Below are 16,419 nucleotides of genomic sequence, written 5' to 3' on the forward strand. Positions count from 1 at the left end.
GGACTCCTCTCCTAACAAATGATTCGTCAAATTATTTACTTAGAGTACGCAAACCAAGAAGCTGCGATCACTTTTACACTGCATTCTCGCCTTTTCTTGGTTATGGTATACCCCAGTTTCCAGCCAGGAGTTACCGCCGATGATTGCAACTTTGCCCTTTTCCCAAGCCTGTGAAAACAACAAAGATCCGATACTGACGGTGTTGCGAGATGCCTTCGTGAATTGCAGCCGGGTATTGGAGGTTGGCAGTGGCACTGGTCAGCATGCCGAATACTTTGCCCGCAAACTACCTCACCTTCACTGGCAAAGCAGTGACCAGCCGGCTTACCTGCCGGATCTGAACCGACGCTTGCAGCAGGCCGGCTTACCCAACTTGCCCGAAGCTCTGCCGCTGGATATTCGTCAAAGCCACTGGTCTTATGCCAAAGTGGATGCACTGTTCAGTGCCAATACCCTGCACATCATGCCTTGGCCCGTGGTCGAGCGCTTTTTTGCCCGCTTGGATGAGTTTTGCCAATCAAGTGCCAGCCTTTGCCTTTATGGCCCTTTTAATTACCAGGGCCAATTTACCAGCGCCAGCAATCAGGCATTTGATCAAAGCTTAAAACAGCGCGATGCCGCCATGGGCATTCGTGACCAGGAAGCCGTGGTGGCACTGGCTGCCGCACAAGGCTTCCTGCTGCAGGCCGACCATGCGCTGCCAGCCAATAACCGCTTGCTGGTATTTTGCCGTTAAGCTTCGCTGGATTGTCGAAATGGCAGCCGGGCCTGGGCCTGGCGTTGATAGAGCGCCAACATGTCTTCTTCGCCTTCAAAGTAGCGGTTAATCGCATCTTTCAGCGGGCTATCGCGAAACAAATAGCAGCCATAACGCGTAACCGGCTCAAAGCCGCGTTGCAGCTTGTGCTCGCCTTGAGCGCCGGCATCAAAGCGTTGCAAACCATGGGTGATGCAGTACTCAATGCCGGCGTAGTAGCAGGCTTCAAAGTGCAAAAAATCCCAGTCGGCTTCGCAGCCCCAGTACCGGCCATAAAGGGTGTCAGCCGAACGAAAACACAAAGACGCAGCTATCAGGCGCTGCTGGTGGTGGTAAGCGGCAAAGATCACCGCTTGATCGGACAACTGCTCACCCCAACGCAGAAAGGTTGCTTCGGTCAGATAGCCCTTATGACCGGAGCGCTTTAAGTAGGTACGCTGGTAAAAGCGATGCAGCTGCTGCCAGAGCTGGCCGGTGGCATCAGCACCGGCAATGACCCGCAGCTCGACGCCGGCATCCTGCACCCGTTGCCGCTCTTTGCGGATTTGTTTGCGCTTGCGCGAACTTAAACCCGCCATAAAATCATCAAAAAACGCGTAACCATAATTGCGCCATTCAAACTGCACATCCTGCCGCGGCCAGAAATCCGCAGCGGTCAAAAGGTCGCGCTGCGCTTCGTTGGGATACAAACACTGAATGCTGCTGAGCCGCTGTTTTTTCATGCGTTGCTGCAAAGCTTCCAGCAACAATGCCATCAGCCTTGCTTCATCTTCACCAGGCAGGAAACCAAAGCGCGGCCCTTCAGCCGGAGTAAAAGGAATGGCCAGCACCAGTTTGGGGAAAAAGTCCAGACCGTAGCGTTGATAGGCTTCGACAATGGCCCAGTCAAACAGGTATTCGCCGTAGGAATGCTCTTTTTGGTACGCAGGTACCGCAGCTATCAGTTGATCATCGCGATACAGCAGCAAGTGGCTCGATTGCCAGCCGGTACCAGGGCCAACACTGCCGCCAGTTTCCAACGCCGACAAAAAGGCGTAGCGGCAAAACGGGTACTGGGTTGCAAAAAGCGCATCCCAGGCTTCGGGTGAGACCTGCGAAAGCGTGTCTGTCCATTCTAGTCGTAAGCTGCTCATTAGGCGTTCTCTCCTGCCTGCGATGGCTTGCCCTGTGGACTGAAGCCTGGCTTCAGCAACAGACATCAAGGCATGTTACGCGTAACCGAAAACCGGTCTCTTTTCGCCATCTTGGGACAGAAAAACCCCAGGGTCAAGTGTCCAGTTTTGCTGGCTTTGTACAAAGCCCTGCTGAAGCTGCTACACTAGCGCCAGCATTGAATCCGCTCCAAAGCGACCAGCCAAGAGTTGACAGGCCCTATGTCCTTTTACTTCTACGATTTTGAAACCTGGGGAGCCGACCCCAAGCGTGACCGCCCGGCTCAGTTTGCCGGAATTCGCACCGATGAGGATCTTACGATTCTGGGCAAACCGGATGTCTGGTATTGCCAACTGGCTCCAGACTACCTGCCGCACCCTCAGGCTGCCCTGATCACCGGTTTAACCCCCCAGCTCTGCCAGCAACGAGGCTTGCCGGAAACCGAGTTTATCGGCAAAATTCTGCAACGTTTCAGCGAGCCCGGCAGCTGCGTGCTTGGCTACAACAGCATTCGGTTTGACGATGAAGTGACCCGCCACAGCCTGTACCGCAACTTTTACGAGCCTTATGGCCGCGAGTGGCAACAGGGCAACAGCCGCTGGGATTTGCTGGATGTGGTGCGTGCTTGCTATGCGCTGCGCCCGGAGGGTATTGAATGGCCACTCAAGGACGATGGCACGCCCAGCTTTAAACTGGAAGACCTGGCCAAAGCCAATCAGCTGGCCCATGAGCAGGCGCACGATGCGCTGTCCGATGTCTATGCCACCATAGCGCTGGCAAAACTTGTGCGTGACAAACAGCCGCGTTTGTTTCAGTTTCTGTTTGAGCACCGGAAAAAGCAGGCCCTTGGTAAGTACATCAATCTGGCCAACCAAACCCCTTTGGTGCATGTGTCCGGAAAATTCCCGGCCAGTCAGGGTTGTGTCAGTTGGGTGGTACCACTGGCGTTTCATCCAACCAATAAAAATGCACTGATTGTCTGGAATCTGCAGGCCGACCCAAGCCCTTTGCTTGAACTCGATTGCGACCAGCTGCGCGATAAGCTCTACACCAAAACCGCCGATTTAGCCGAAGGCGAAGAACGGCTGGGCCTGAAACTGATTCATCTGAACAAATGCCCGGTGCTGGCACCGGCGAAAACCTTATCCGAGCAGCGGGCCGATGCCCTGGGTATTGATCGCAGCAAGTGCCGGGCACATTTGAATTGGCTGCTGGCCAACCCGCAGGTACAGCCAAAAGCAGAACAGGTGTTTGCACAAGCCGAAGCCTTCCCGCAAGAGACCAACCCGGATTATCAACTGTATCAGGGCTTTTTGGCCGATGCCGATAAGCAAAAAATGATGGCGTTGCACCAGCTTAGTCCGCAGCAGCTGGAAGTGCAGGCGCCGGTTTTTAGTGACGAACGTTTGAATCAACTGCTGTTTCGCTACCGGGCGCGCAACTACCCCGCCAGTTTGAATGAGCAGGAGATGCTGCAATGGCAGCAGTATTGCGTGGATCGCTTAACCGATGGGCTGGATGCACCGCCACTGACTCTGGAGGCTTTTCATCAGCAACTGGAGCAGGCCGCTCAGCAGCATCAACACGATGAGCGGGCGATGCGGATTTTAAAAGCTTTGTACCATTACGCCGAGCAACTGTAAGTTTATAGGCACTTCGATGATTAGGTGGCAGCGAAGACTGCCTCGCTGCCTGAAACCATTACATCGGTTGATCTTTCTCTGCCACTTTGCGCAGATTCTCATGAATTTTAAACAGCACAATCAATAATTCACACCAAATCCGTACCCCAATGGCCCCAAAAATCAGGATACCCAGGCCAGCAAAGAAGCTGGTGGTAAACATCGTACCCAGTCCACTCACCACCACCCCAACTAAAAGCAGCCAATACACAAAGGTGATAATTTTAGGGGTGAGCATCGAATCAAAAAATAAAACCTGATTCATCGATAATTCCTTCTGTTGTTATTGTTTCAGATTGACTTCATAGCTGAGTGCCGATGAAGCACTTAGTAACCATATGACAACACAACGAAAAAGCAAGAACCTTGCATGGAAATTGACCAGCGATGCTGAAACTGGCTTCTTACGATAACTTCGGTATATACTAACAACCACTTGTCGGAGTGCCCTGACGGTTGCGAAGCAATCGAAAGAGCTGAGATCGCTGATGCGAGATCCGTGGAACCTGATTCAGGCTAATACCTGCGAAGGGAACAAGATGCGCTGCACCGTCCTGCTGGTTGGGATCCCTGCTGCCGCGCCTGGTGTATCCGGCTGTGTCTCAGCCTGCTGCCCCGCCTTTGTTCACCCACTCCAGACAAGCAACCTCAACCGATATCGGAACCCAGGAGCTTGCTATGTCAGAGAATTCAAACCCAGTATCCAAGCGCGAACAACGCGCCCGTGCCCAGGCTTACATTCGTCAGCTGCAAGGCGAAACCTTCCCCAACTCCGTACGGCGGTATTTGCAAGGCGAGCGTCCGGATATCAAAGTCCCGGTGCGATCCATTCAGCTGCATCCCAGTAAGAACAAAGACGGCAGCCTCGTCGAAAATCCACCGCTGAATGTCTACGATACCTCCGGTCCTTATGGCGATCCGGAGCAAAAACTCGATGTACTGAAGGGCCTACCGAAGCTAAGACTGGATTGGATCAAAGCGCGGGCGGATGTGGAAGCCTCCCCGCTGCCACCCTATCAGGAGATAGCACTGGATGAATGGCACACCGAATTTACCCACCAGCCCCTGCGCGCCAAAGCCGGCAAAACAGTAACCCAGCTCCACTACGCCCGGGCCGGCATCATTACGCCTGAGATGGAGTATATTGCGCTGCGCGAGAACATGGGCCGCAGCGCTGAAGCGCAAGACGATGGCATGCGCCGCCATACGGGCAACAGCTTTGGCGCCCGCACGCCCAAAGTGATTACTGCTGAGTTTGTGCGCGAAGAAGTGGCCGCTGGGCGCGCCATTATTCCGGCCAACATCAATCACCCGGAAGCCGAACCGATGATCATTGGCCGAAACTTCAAAGTGAAAGTCAACGCCAACATTGGCAATTCCTCGGTCACTTCCAGCATTGAAGAGGAAGTGGAAAAGCTGGTCTGGGCCACCCGTTGGGGTGCCGATACGGTGATGGATCTCTCCACTGGCCGGCGTATTCACCAAACCCGCGACTGGATTTTACGCAACAGCCCAGTGCCGATTGGCACAGTGCCGATTTATCAGGCGCTGGAAAAAGTCAAAGGCGATGTCAGTCAGCTGAACTGGCAGGTGTTTAAAGACACTCTAGTGGAGCAAGCAGAACAAGGGGTGGATTACTTCACCATTCATGCCGGTGTTCTACAGGAGTACGTTGGGCTGACCGCCAGCCGGGTGACAGGCATCGTCTCGCGCGGTGGCGCCATCATGGCGCAGTGGTGCCGCATCTTTAACCGGCAAAGTTTCTTGTACGAGCACTTCGAAGAAATCTGTCAGCTGTGCGCGGCCTACGACATTTCGTTGTCGCTTGGCGATGGCCTTCGCCCTGGCAGCATTGCCGATGCCAACGACGAAGCCCAGTTTGCCGAGCTTCGCACCCTGGGTGAGCTGACCAAAATCGCCTGGCGCTACGATGTGCAGGTGATGATTGAAGGCCCGGGCCATGTGCCGATGCAACTGATTGAAGAAAACATGACCGAGCAGCTCAAGCACTGCCATGAAGCGCCTTTTTACACCTTAGGGCCGCTGACCACCGACATCGCCCCTGGCTACGACCATATTACTTCTGGCATCGGTGCTGCGATGATTGGCTGGTATGGCTGCGCCATGCTCTGCTACGTCACGCCCAAAGAGCACCTGGGCTTGCCGAATAAAGAAGACGTCAAGCAAGGCTTGATTGCCTACACCATTGCTGCCCATGCCGCTGATTTGGCCAAGGGCCACCCGGCTGCGCAGCTGCGGGATAATGCCTTGTCCAAAGCCCGTTACGAATTTCGCTGGCTGGATCAGTACAACCTGTCGCTGGATCCCTTCACCGCCAAAGCCTACCACGATGAAACGCTTGGGCATGAAGGCGCTGAAACCGATGAGTTTTGTTCGATGTGCGGACCCAAGTTCTGCTCGATGCGGCTGAATCAGCAAATTGCCAACGAATCAACAGAGCAAGCTCAGACTGCGGAGTTAAAGGATGCGCAAAACTAACATCGGCCGGCTGCCTGATTTGGGTCTGGCAGCAAGCCCTAATCTGCGCAGATCCAGCCAGCATAGGCCCATTGTCTGGAGCATTGCAGCATCGGACTCCGGCGGTGGTGCCGGCATTCAGGCCGATGTGCTGACACTGCACGATCTTGGCTGTCATGGCTGCACCGTGCTCAGCGCCATCACCGCCCAAAATTCGTTGGCGGTAGCGGCGACAGAACCGGTTTCGACCGCCATGTTGCAACAGCAGTTGACGGCACTGGCTGAGGATCTGCCGCCACAGGCCATCAAGCTGGGCTTACTGCCGGATGCGGCGGGCATTGCGCTTCTGGCCGACTGGTTGCAAGCCTTCAAGGCAAAGCACTCTGTTCTGGTGGTCGCCGATCCGGTGTTTGGCAGCAGCAGCGGCAGCCAGTGGCATGACGATGCCTTATTGGATGCCTGGCGGGCGCTACTGCCATCGATTGATGTGCTGACCCCCAACTTACCCGAGCTGGCACTATTGAGCGGCCGTGCCAGCCAACCGCTGGATCAGCAGGTGGCCTTGTTGCAGGCATTAGGGGGTTCGGCGGTGCTGGTCAAAGGTGGCCATGCCTCGGACAGCAAGCAGGTGACCGATCTGCTTTACCCAGCCGATCCCGACCAGCAAGTGATTGCCCTTAGCAATCCGCGCCTGGCCAGCCGTCATCAACACGGTACCGGCTGTGTGCTCGCCAGCGCCCTGGCCGCATTTTTAGCCCATCAGTACCCACTTGAAGATGCCTTGGTACTGGCGCGGGCCTACTTGCAGCAAAGCCTGGCCCATGGCTATGCCACCGGTCAGGGGCCAGGTGCTCTTGGACACTGCGGTTGGCCGGTAAAACCCAATTATTTGCCCAGTATTCACAGCAGCCACTGGCCTAAAGCGCCCGCCAACCCTTTTGCCGGTTTGTCGGAGCCCTTGGGGGTTTACCCGGTGGTCGATTCCATTGCCTGGCTGGAGCGTCTGGTTCCACTTAAACCCGGCTGCATTCAGCTGCGCATCAAAGCGGCCCCATCCCCCGAGATCAGTGATGCCATTGCTATGGCGGTGGTGCTGTGCCGTCAGCATCAGGTGCGCCTCTTTATCAATGATCACTGGCAGCTGGCCATTGAACATGGCGCCTATGGTGTTCATCTAGGCCAGGAAGATCTGCACAGTGCTGATCTGAAGGCCATTCAGCAAGCGGGCCTGCGTCTTGGCCTGTCCAGTCACGGACCTTTTGAACTGACGCGGGCACTTCAGCTGCGGCCATCCTACGTTGCTTTGGGCCATGTCTTCCCCACCCAAACCAAACAGATGCCATCGCAGCCTCAGGGGCTGCAACGATTGGCGCTGTCGGTGCCTTTGTGTGGCGAAACGCCCACAGTGGCCATCGGCGGTATTGGTGCAGAGCACTTTGCCGCAGTTTGCGCCAGCAAAGTGCATGGGGTCGCCATGGTTTCTGCCATCACGGCCACCGAGCAGCCAGAGCAGCAGTTGCAGCACTTTAAACGACTTTGGGAGCAACACCATGCCTATCACCGTCAATGAAGCCCCTACCACACTGACCGCCCCTTGCAGCTTGCAGCAACTGGTGGAGACACTCGAGCTCAACCCCAATGGATTGGCGCTGGCCGTGAATCAAAAAATCGTGGCCAAAAGCCAGTGGGCAGAAACCCTGCTGACCGAGCACGACGACGTCAGCGCCTTTCAAATTGTGACTGGAGGTTAAGATGCTGACCATCGATGGTGTGACGCTAAGCAGCCCTTTGCTGCTTGGCACCGGTAAATTTGCCAGTAGCGAGCAGTTGATGGCTGCGGTACAGGCCTCCGGCACCGAGCTGGTGACCCTGGCGATGAAGCGGCTGGATTTTGCTGGGCCGACGGATGATATTCTGACACCTCTGCAACAGCTGGGTGTGCGCCTATTGCCCAACACCTCGGGCGCCAAAACCGCCCGTGAAGCCATTTTTGCCGCCGAGCTGGCGCGTGAAGCACTGGGTACCCACTGGCTGAAGCTGGAAATTCACCCCGATCCTCGTTACTTATTGCCCGATCCGATTGAAACCCTGTCTGCGGCTGCCGAGTTGGTCAAGCTGGGCTTTGTGGTCTTGCCTTATTGCCCGGCCGATCCGGTGCTGTGCAAACGGCTGGAGGATGTAGGCTGCGCCGCCGTGATGCCACTGGGCGCCCCTATTGGCTCCAATCAGGGGCTGCAAACCCTGCCGATGCTGGAAATTATTATTGAGCAGGCCGGTGTCCCGGTCATTATTGATGCAGGCCTGGGTGCCCCTTCGCATGCCTGTCAGGCACTGGAGCTGGGTGCCAGCGCCGTACTGGTCAATACCGCCATCGCAAGCGCCAGCGAACCTGTCGCCATGGCTTCAGCCTTTCGCTTGGCTTGTCAGGCCGGTATGGCTGCCCGGCAAGGTGGTCTTGCCGGGCCTTCAATCGAAGCCAATGCGTCCAGCCCACTGACAGCCTTTTTGGAAACGTTATGAGAGCAGAACCTTCTGAGCATGGCGATTTTTTTCAGCAATGGCAGCAAGCCTGCTGGCATCAGCATCAGCTGCAAAGCAGCAGCTACCACCGCGAACAGGTGCTGCAGGCACTGAACAAGCCCAAACTGACACTAACGGATTTTCAGGCGCTGCTGTCACCGGCGGCTGAGCCGCTGTTGCCACAGCTTGCCGCTAAAGCGCAGCAGCTGACCCGGCAACGCTTTGGTCGTACCCAACAGCTGTTTGCACCGCTGTATTTATCCAACCTTTGCGCCAACGAGTGCAGTTACTGCGGCTTTTCGATGAGCCAGAAAGTAAAACGCCGGGTACTGACCGCCGATGAAGTGGAGCGCGAGTGTCTGGCACTGCGACAGTCAGGCATCAACCAGGTGCTGCTGGTCACTGGTGAGCATGAGCGCAAGGTTGGCATAGCTTATTTTCGCCAGATGCTGCCTCTGGTACGGCGTCACTTTAGCAGTGTGATGTTGGAAGTTCAGCCTTTGTCCGAAGCCGAGTACCGGGAGCTGCGCCAGCTGGGGGTCGATGCGGTGATGGTCTATCAGGAAACCTACCAAGAGGCCGCCTACCAGCGCCATCACCTGAAAGGTCAAAAGTCTGATATCAAGTGGCGACTCGATTGCCCGGATCGGCTGGGTAAGGCCGGCATCGATAAAATTGGCATCGGGGTGCTGTTTGGTCTGGCCGACTGGCGCACCGACGCGACTTTTTTGGCGATGCACTTGCTGTACCTGCAGCATCGGTACTGGCAAAGCCGCTACTCGCTGTCGGTCCCCAGGATCCGTCCGTGCAGCGGTGGCATCGAGGTGCCCCACCCGCTCAGCGATAAGCACCTGGTGCAACTGGTCTGCGCCTTTCGGTTGCTGTCGCCCAGCCTGGAAATCAGTTTATCCACCCGCGAGCGGGCGGAGCTGCGCGATCAACTGGTTCCCATCGCCATCACCAGCAGCAGCGCCGGCTCCAGCACCCGCCCCGGTGGGTATGCGGTGGATCCCGAAGCGCTCGAGCAATTCAGCATCGACGACAACCGCAGCCCCAAAGTCTACCAACAACGTTTGCAGCAACTTGGGTTAGCGCCGGTAATGAAAGACTGGGAGCCTTATCTTGGTCGGGAGAGCTAAACAACAAAGGCACCCTCGGGTGCCTTTGGCGCGTTCAGTGGTCAAATAGCATCAGTTGCCAAGATCCAGCCCGGCTTCCTGCAGCATTTGCAACAGCTCAGGTTGGTGCCGCTGTGCCAGCTCCATGCCAATTTGCGCGCCTTCGGCAAATAATTGTGGCATCAGGTTGACACTTTTCGCACCAACCGGACTTTGGTAAAACTCCACCAGCTGCTCAATTTCGTCCTTGCTAAAGTGCTTGTTGTACAAAGCCGCCATCGGTTCGCGCATCTGCTCCCAGGTCATGTAGGTACGGGTCCATTCAGCCAATACCGCTTCGTACTGAGCCAATACAGGATTGGAGCCAGCCATCATCTGCACCATCTGTTCCTGCATTTGTGACATCTGCTCTTTGCCGCCCATTACATCCAGCAGTTGATACACAGGTTCCGCTTTTAAAGGTGCACAGCAAAGCAACGCAGCGAGTAATAAAGATTTTTTTAACATACAATTTTCGTCCATCCTTCCAAAGATTGATTAAACTAACGTAAAGATTGCGCTAAAGCAATTCGCACAAGCTTACCTAAGTTGCAAACTAGAGCAGAGCCATGCTGTGCTAAGCTAAAACTTATACTGAATACAGAAGGAGATCGCATGAAGCTGGTTGAAGTGAAGCACCCGCTGATCCAACACAAAATGGGCTTGCTGCGCGCAGCTGATATTAGCACCAAACAGTTTCGCGAACTGGCCAGGGAAATAGGTAGCTTATTGACCTACGAAGCGACCACCGATTTACCACTGGAGGAAACCAGTATTGAAGGTTGGTGCGGCACTATTCCGATCCGTCAAATTCAAGGTAAAAAAGTCACCGTAGTGCCTATTTTACGTGCCGGTTTAGGCATGATGGATGGTGTACTCGAGCACTTACCCAGTGCTCGTATCAGTGTCATTGGTATCTACCGCGACGAAGAAAGCCTGAAGCCTGTCCCCTACTTCCAAAAACTTGCACCCGATATTGAGCAGCGATTGGCGATTATTGTTGATCCAATGCTGGCCACTGGCGGCTCCATGATTGCCACCATCGATCTGTTAAAACAACAGGGTTGTCAGCACATCAAGGCATTGGTGTTGGTGGCCGCGCCGGAAGGCATTGCCGCCCTTTCGGCAGCCCATCCTGATATAGAGCTTTATACCGCGGCCGTTGACGTAAAATTGAACGAGCAGGGCTATATTCTGCCAGGGTTGGGCGATGCCGGCGATAAGCTGTTTGGTACCCGCTAAGGGCTCCAATCGTAGTCGTTGCAACCGGGCGATAAATTGCCTAGAATAAAATAGAGCTTTTACTCTAAAGGATCGCCATGCGCTGTTCGAACTTCATCACAGCCCGAACTGCCCCAGTGTTGGCTTTGCTGGCAACTCTTGGCAGCCCAATCGACGGACACAGCAGCAGCCTGAGCTTTGCCGAGGCGGAGCAGCAGCTGGCCACCAACTGGCAATGGCTGGCACAACAAGCCGATGTTGATGCCTGGCAGGCACAGCAGCAGGCACTGAACAGCCTGAACCTGCCACAGCTGAGTGTCACCATTGCTGGGATTGCCTATGAAAAAGACGTGCGTTTTGACATCCCGGTAATCAATCAACCGGCCGAGCTGGATGTTTTTCGTAGCGGCATTCGCTCCCAGCTCAATCTACTGTGGCCACTGTATACCGGTGGCCGAACTCAGGCCGCCCAACAACAGATTGCTGAGCGGGTAGGTGAAGCCGAAGCCGAGCAACGACTGCAGCAGCAAAAGCTGATCAAGCGTTTATTCGATTTGTATTTTTCCGCTCAGATGACCCGCCAGGTGGTTCAGGTGCGGCAACAGGCCTTAAGCACTCTGGAACTGCATGTGCATAAAGCCAAACGTTTCGAGCAAGAGGGCCTGATTACCGCCCTGCAACGCATGCAAGCAGAAGTCGCCCATGCCGATGCCAGGCGAAGCCTGATAGAAGCACAACACCAGGCGAGCGATGTGCGGGCAGCGCTGGCGAATTTACTGCAAATACCAATACTGCATTGCCTTAGTACGCCACTGCCGGCCCCAGTGCAACTTGAGCACCCAGCCGATTGGTATCTGCAATTAGCGAAGCAGCACAACCCGGTGTTTTCGCAGCTCAGCGCCAAAACCGGGCAACTGCAACAGCAACTGCGTATCGAACAAGGCAAGCGACTGCCCGAAGTATTTTTGGTGGCGAGTTACGACTTAAATCGCTCGGCAACGCCGTTAACCGAGCCAGACTGGAGTATCGGCCTGGGGATGCGCTACCACTTCACCACCCCGATTAACCGCAGCGCCAGTGCCACTGCGGTGGTAAACCGGCAGCAGCAACTGCAATATACTGAGCAGCAAGCCACTGCAGACATACAGTTGGCAGTTGAAAGCAGCTACCGCCTGGTGCAACAACAGCAGCAACACTTTGAGCTGCTGCAACAGGATCTGCAACTGGCGCGGGAGCATGCCAGGTTGCAGCAACATGCATTCGCCGAAGGCATGGCCACCTCACTGGATGTCACCGATGCGCGGTTAAAACAAGCGGCTGCCGAAGTCCAGGCCTTGCAGGCCGCCTTTTTACATGCCAGTGCCCTGGCGCAATTGGCCCAACTGACCGGCCAGCCAGAGCTGCTTGGCCGCTGGCTACCCACACTGCAGCAACAGCAGCCCTGCTTAGATGATTAAGGAAGTCCCATGTCCCTGAAAAAAATACTGATCCCGTTATCCGCACTGCTGCTGGTGGTTGGACTCTTTTGGTGGCTTTGGCCTGAACAGCAGCCAGAGCTGCTGCATGGTGATGTGGAAGTGCGCGAAGTGCGGCTGGCCAGTAAAATTCCGGCTCGGGTGCAACGATTGCATGTGCGCGAAGGTGACCAGGTCAGCGCCGGTCAGTTGCTGCTGGAGCTGGATAGCCCGGAGCTGAATGCAAAACTGGCTCAGGCTGAGGCGGCCGAGGCGGCGGCGCAGGCCCTGCTGGACGAAGCCGAAGCAGGCCTTCGTAAAGAAGAGGTCGAAATGGCCAGACTCGACTGGCAACGGGCCATGGTGCAACAAAACCTGTATCAGACTACCCTGAACCGGCTGCGCAATTTGCAGCAAGAGGGCCTGGTATCGCAGCAGCAACTGGATGAAGCCACGGCCAAGTGGCAGGCAAGCCGGGATCAAGCCAAAGCGGCCGAGGCCCGTCACAGCATGGCGGCTGCCGGTGCCAGAGAGGAGCAACTGCGGGCTGTTCAGGCACAAAACCGCCGGGCAGCCGCTGCCGTGGCAGAAGTCGAAGCCTACCGGCTGGAAACACAGCTGAAAGCTCCGGTGGCTGGCGAAGTCGCCAGCATCGTCATTCAACAGGGCGAATTGGCACCCGCTGGTTACCCCATTATCACCCTGGTGGACCCAAGCGACAGCTGGGTAGTATTCAGCATTCGTGAAGACAAACTGAATGCGCTGGTTCCGGGTCGGTCTTTCGAGGCCTGGGTACCCGCCTTGAACCGCTCATTGGAATTTAGCGTCAGCCGGCTGAATGCTTTGCCTTCTTTTGCCAACTGGAAGCAGGTGCGGGGAACCCCCGGCTACGATCTGAAAACCTTCCAGCTCGAGGCCCGGCCGAAGGCACCACAGCCTGATCTCAGAGCCGGAATGACGGTGATCCTGGCGCTGGAGGACTAATGCCGGCTTTTTGGCACAGCAGCCACCGTGAACTGCAGCATTTAACGCAGGACAAAGGCGACCAACTGCTGGCAGTCTGGCTGCTGCCCTTGCTGTGTTTGCTGGTGGGCTGGATTTTCTCTGCCGGACAGCCCGAGCGATTGCCTATGGCGGTGCTGGATCAGGATCAGAGTGCCCTTTCCCGCCAACTAATCCGACTGGTCGATGCCGGCCCAGGCGTGGAGGTAGCGCTGCAGCTGCAAGACAGCAAAGCGGCAGCCGATGCACTGCGCCAACGACAGGTCTATGCGGTGCTGGTGCTGCCGCAAGGATTGGAGCAGCGCATTTATCAGGGGCAGAGCAGCGAGCTGGTGCTGAATTTGAACAGTCAGTACACCACCTACGCCTCCACCTTGCAACGGGGCATCCGCCAGGCGCTGATGACCGCCGGCGTGGCCATCGGCCTGGACCGGCTTGAGCGCCAGGGCCTTTCGGCCGAGGCCAGCCTCAGTACCCTGCTACCGGTGCAGGTATTGGCGACGCCCTTGTTTAACGAAGGGCCAAGCTACGAGGTGTTTCTGGCCGCCACCCTGATCCCGGCATTGTTTCAAATACTGGCGATGGTGGTCACGGTCTCCGCCATTGGCCGTGAGCTGCGTGACGGGACCGCCATGGCCTGGCGTGCAACGGCCAGTGGTTCGGTGCTGTTGGCGTTAAGCAGCAAGCTGCTGCCTTATTTTGTGTTGCTGGCCGCTTATGCAGGCGGCTATGTCTGGTTTTTCCACCAATACATTCCAGCCAGCTACACCGGCTCTGCGCTGCTGATTTGGGTCAGTCTGTTGCTGATGATTGCTGCGGCCATGGCCGTGGCCTTGCTGCTGATTGCTCTGACTCGGAATTTCCGGATGGCACTCAGCCTGGCCGGGTTTTACAGTGCCCCGGCTTTCGCCTATTCAGGCCAGGCGTTTCCACTGGTAGCGATGCCGGATTTCGCCCAGTACTGGGCCAGTATTCTGCCTTTGACCCATTGGCTGAAAATCTACAACCAGCAATGGCTGGCGGCGGCTCCGCTTTCCGCTGTGGGCGCGTCCTGGTCGGTGCTTGCAGCCATGCTGCTGTGTACCAGCCTGGCCGGGTATCTGCTGCTAAAGCGCTCGGCATTTAACCCTGCGTCCTGGGGAGCACGCTAATGAGCATCTGGCAACACAGTTTGCATACCTGGCGCCTGATCCTGGCCGACAAAGGCGCAATCTTGCTGCTCTTTGTCGCCGGCATCTTGTATTCCTTTTTCTATCCGCTGCCCTATCACTACGAGCAGGTCGAGTCGGTGCCGGTTATTTTAATCGACCAGGATCACAGTGCCTCATCGCGCAACTTGCGCCGACTGCTGCTTGCCTCGCCTAATCTTTCGATTGAACAGATCAGCAATGAGTCGGCCGAAATTCAAGCGGCCCTCTGGCATGGCGATGTGATGGCGCTGATCATTATCCCTTCCGATTTTCATGCCAATATTCTGGCCGGACGACCAGCCGAAGTCCAAATTGCCAGCCATGGCGGTTACTTGCTGGCAGGCAGCAAAGCACTGATGAGCGCCAACGAAGCCGCTTTAACCATGGGGGCTGCCATCAGCCTGCACAAGCTGCAAAGCCTGGGCCTTAGCGAGGCACAAGCAATGGATACTGTGCAACCGCTGCGCGTGCAACAACGTCACTGGTTTAACCCACAAGATGGCTACGGCCATGCCATCGTACCCGCTGTGATGGTGCTGATTATTCAGCAAACCCTGCTGATAGGGGTTACCCTGGTGCTGGGGCGTCAGAATGAGCTCAGCCAGCAGCCACGGGGACACAAGGCTTATTTGGGGATGCTGCTCACCTTTGGCTGCATTGGCCTGCTCAATACGCTGTATTTTTTCCTGGTGGCTTTGCAGCTTCAGCACTACGCACAAGCAGGCCCTTTGCTGCATTTGCTGCTTTTTGGTCTGCTGTTTTCGCTGTGCATTGCGGCTTTTGCCCTGATGCTGGCGCGCGCCTTCGACAAACGGGAGCGTGGTTTGCAACTGCTGCTGATTACCTCGGTGCCAATGTTGTTTGTCTCCGGCTACAGCTGGCCAGCCGAGTCCCTGCCGACCGTTTTAACCTACCTGCGCTGGTTGCTACCTTCGACGGCCGGCATTCATGGTTTTGTTGGCATCAACCAATTGGGGGCACAACTCAGTGACATTCTGCCCCAGCTGCTGGCGCTTGGCAGCTTGACCCTGCTGTTTATCAGTGCTGGCTTGTGGTTGTATCGAGCCGACGGCAAAAATACCCGCCTGTAATGGCAAGATCCTGCCGGGTTTCTGCTTGGAAAAGGTCAACAGCGCCAGCTGCCCCCCGTTAAATTGAGCAGCATGAAAGTGGCGCAATTTTTGCGTAACCTTTGGTTCACAATGCATCAGCCAGCACACGGCTGGTGGAAAACCATCCAAGGAGGCGTTTATGCTGAACAACCTGAAGGGCACAGCCGAGCTCGATCCAAGTCTTAGGCAACGCATTCATCAAGGCAAAGCTGAGCTGCAACCATTGCCGGTAAAAGAAGTGCCCAAAGGCAGTAAGCCCGATATTCAGCCACAACCGGTGCCGGACTTAGCGCCAACGCCGATCCCAGAGCCGGACCGGGTCACCCTGAGCACGCCAAACCGTCAAGACGATGCCTTGACACTCACCTACCGCCCGGATGGCCGGGTCGCGGATGAGGTGAGCGCAAAGGTCGATTATCTCAGCCAGATGATGCAAGCGATGACGGATGCAAAAGTGGGTTTTGACCGTGAGAAATACGAAGCCCTGCAAGAAAAAATTGATGAAATCCTGGCCAAGGATGAACTAACCGATGCTGACCGTGCCCAGATAGAAGCGCTGGAGCACGAACAAAGCCAGTTATCCGAAGTGGCAGCCAAACGACTGGCAGAGCAGACCGCCAACAAGGAAAAAGTCTGATCCCGACTTGCGGCAAGATAGAAAAGCTGGCATCTTGCCGCCATCTGCATTAAAACT

Annotated in this window: 16 protein-coding genes and 1 riboswitch; of the genes, 13 read left to right on the forward strand and 3 right to left on the reverse strand. The window is 55.9% G+C overall.

Features of this window, described 5'->3' with window-relative positions; genetic code table 11:
• Positions 1 to 139 precede the first annotated feature (139 nt).
• Positions 140 to 736 (forward strand): DUF938 domain-containing protein, encoded by a 597-nt coding sequence (locus tag Q3O59_RS07040; RefSeq protein ID WP_305944894.1) that lies wholly within the window; start codon positions 140 to 142, stop codon positions 734 to 736.
• On the opposite strand, the gene Q3O59_RS07045 is transcribed toward Q3O59_RS07040, so the two are convergent.
• A complete protein-coding gene (locus Q3O59_RS07045; RefSeq protein ID WP_305944895.1) occupies positions 733 to 1,890 on the reverse strand; it encodes a GNAT family N-acetyltransferase in 1,158 nt (385 codons plus the stop codon). The genes Q3O59_RS07040 and Q3O59_RS07045 overlap by 4 nt on opposite strands.
• Before the next feature lie 240 nt (positions 1,891 to 2,130).
• Here Q3O59_RS07045 and sbcB point away from each other — a divergent pair, with 240 nt between their 5' ends.
• Positions 2,131 to 3,552 carry an exodeoxyribonuclease I gene (sbcB, locus tag Q3O59_RS07050; RefSeq protein WP_305944896.1) on the forward strand — a complete coding sequence of 474 codons (1,422 nt, stop codon included), beginning with the start codon at positions 2,131 to 2,133 and terminating at the stop codon, positions 3,550 to 3,552.
• Positions 3,553 to 3,610: 58 nt separating this feature from the next.
• Here the strand turns inward: sbcB and Q3O59_RS07055 are convergent, their stop codons facing one another.
• Positions 3,611 to 3,856 carry a DUF4282 domain-containing protein gene (locus Q3O59_RS07055; RefSeq protein ID WP_305944897.1) on the reverse strand — a complete coding sequence of 82 codons (246 nt, stop codon included), beginning with the start codon at positions 3,854 to 3,856 and terminating at the stop codon, positions 3,611 to 3,613.
• Positions 3,857 to 4,021: 165 nt separating this feature from the next.
• Positions 4,022 to 4,142, forward strand: a riboswitch (TPP riboswitch).
• A 127-nt stretch (positions 4,143 to 4,269) separates the two neighbouring features.
• Here Q3O59_RS07055 and thiC point away from each other — a divergent pair.
• Genes thiC through thiH form a run of 5 tightly spaced genes read left to right on the forward strand, consistent with a single transcriptional unit; the run spans position 4,270 to position 9,728 of the window.
• Positions 4,270 to 6,090, forward strand: coding sequence for a phosphomethylpyrimidine synthase ThiC (thiC, locus tag Q3O59_RS07060; RefSeq protein WP_305944898.1), 1,821 nt, complete (start codon positions 4,270 to 4,272; stop codon positions 6,088 to 6,090).
• A complete protein-coding gene (gene thiE / locus Q3O59_RS07065; RefSeq protein WP_305944899.1) occupies positions 6,077 to 7,639 on the forward strand; it encodes a thiamine phosphate synthase in 1,563 nt (520 codons plus the stop codon). Before thiC ends, thiE begins: the two co-directional genes overlap by 14 nt.
• Positions 7,620 to 7,820, forward strand: coding sequence for a sulfur carrier protein ThiS (gene thiS, locus Q3O59_RS07070; protein ID WP_305944900.1), 201 nt, complete (start codon positions 7,620 to 7,622; stop codon positions 7,818 to 7,820). The genes thiE and thiS overlap by 20 nt, the downstream gene beginning before the upstream one ends.
• A 1-nt stretch (position 7,821) precedes the next feature.
• Positions 7,822 to 8,589, forward strand: a complete 768-nt coding sequence (locus tag Q3O59_RS07075) for a thiazole synthase (protein ID WP_305944901.1) — start codon at positions 7,822 to 7,824, stop codon at positions 8,587 to 8,589.
• Positions 8,586 to 9,728, forward strand: coding sequence for a 2-iminoacetate synthase ThiH (thiH, locus tag Q3O59_RS07080; protein ID WP_305944902.1), 1,143 nt, complete (start codon positions 8,586 to 8,588; stop codon positions 9,726 to 9,728). Before Q3O59_RS07075 ends, thiH begins: the two co-directional genes overlap by 4 nt.
• Positions 9,729 to 9,779: 51 nt before the next feature.
• Here thiH and Q3O59_RS07085 read toward each other — a convergent pair whose 3' ends face one another.
• On the reverse strand, positions 9,780 to 10,214 hold the full coding sequence (locus Q3O59_RS07085) for a DUF2059 domain-containing protein (RefSeq protein WP_305944903.1): 435 nt from the start codon (positions 10,212 to 10,214) through the stop codon (positions 9,780 to 9,782).
• 147 nt (positions 10,215 to 10,361) lie between these two features.
• Between Q3O59_RS07085 and upp the strand changes: the two genes are divergently transcribed.
• The 6 genes from upp to Q3O59_RS07115 all read left to right on the forward strand — a co-directional run bounded on the left by upp (position 10,362) and on the right by Q3O59_RS07115 (position 16,362).
• On the forward strand, positions 10,362 to 10,988 hold the full coding sequence (upp, locus tag Q3O59_RS07090; protein WP_305944904.1) for a uracil phosphoribosyltransferase: 627 nt from the start codon (positions 10,362 to 10,364) through the stop codon (positions 10,986 to 10,988).
• A 77-nt stretch (positions 10,989 to 11,065) separates the two neighbouring features.
• On the forward strand, positions 11,066 to 12,424 hold the full coding sequence (locus tag Q3O59_RS07095; protein ID WP_305944905.1) for a TolC family protein: 1,359 nt from the start codon (positions 11,066 to 11,068) through the stop codon (positions 12,422 to 12,424).
• Positions 12,425 to 12,433: 9 nt separating this feature from the next.
• Entirely contained in the window at positions 12,434 to 13,405 is a 972-nt protein-coding gene (locus Q3O59_RS07100) for an HlyD family secretion protein (RefSeq protein WP_305944906.1), read from the forward strand.
• Positions 13,405 to 14,574, forward strand: a complete 1,170-nt coding sequence (locus tag Q3O59_RS07105; protein ID WP_305944907.1) for an ABC transporter permease — start codon at positions 13,405 to 13,407, stop codon at positions 14,572 to 14,574. The genes Q3O59_RS07100 and Q3O59_RS07105 overlap by 1 nt, the downstream gene beginning before the upstream one ends.
• The gene (locus Q3O59_RS07110; protein ID WP_305944908.1) at positions 14,574 to 15,704 is read left to right on the forward strand and encodes an ABC transporter permease; all 1,131 of its coding nucleotides are present in this window, start codon (positions 14,574 to 14,576) and stop codon (positions 15,702 to 15,704) included. The genes Q3O59_RS07105 and Q3O59_RS07110 overlap by 1 nt, the downstream gene beginning before the upstream one ends.
• Positions 15,705 to 15,864: 160 nt before the next feature.
• Entirely contained in the window at positions 15,865 to 16,362 is a 498-nt protein-coding gene (locus Q3O59_RS07115; protein ID WP_305944909.1) for a nucleoside triphosphate pyrophosphohydrolase family protein, read from the forward strand.
• Positions 16,363 to 16,419 lie beyond the last annotated feature (57 nt).

This window comes from Alkalimonas delamerensis (assembly GCF_030717955.1).
GTDB classification, from domain to species: domain Bacteria; phylum Pseudomonadota; class Gammaproteobacteria; order Enterobacterales; family Alteromonadaceae; genus Alkalimonas; species Alkalimonas delamerensis.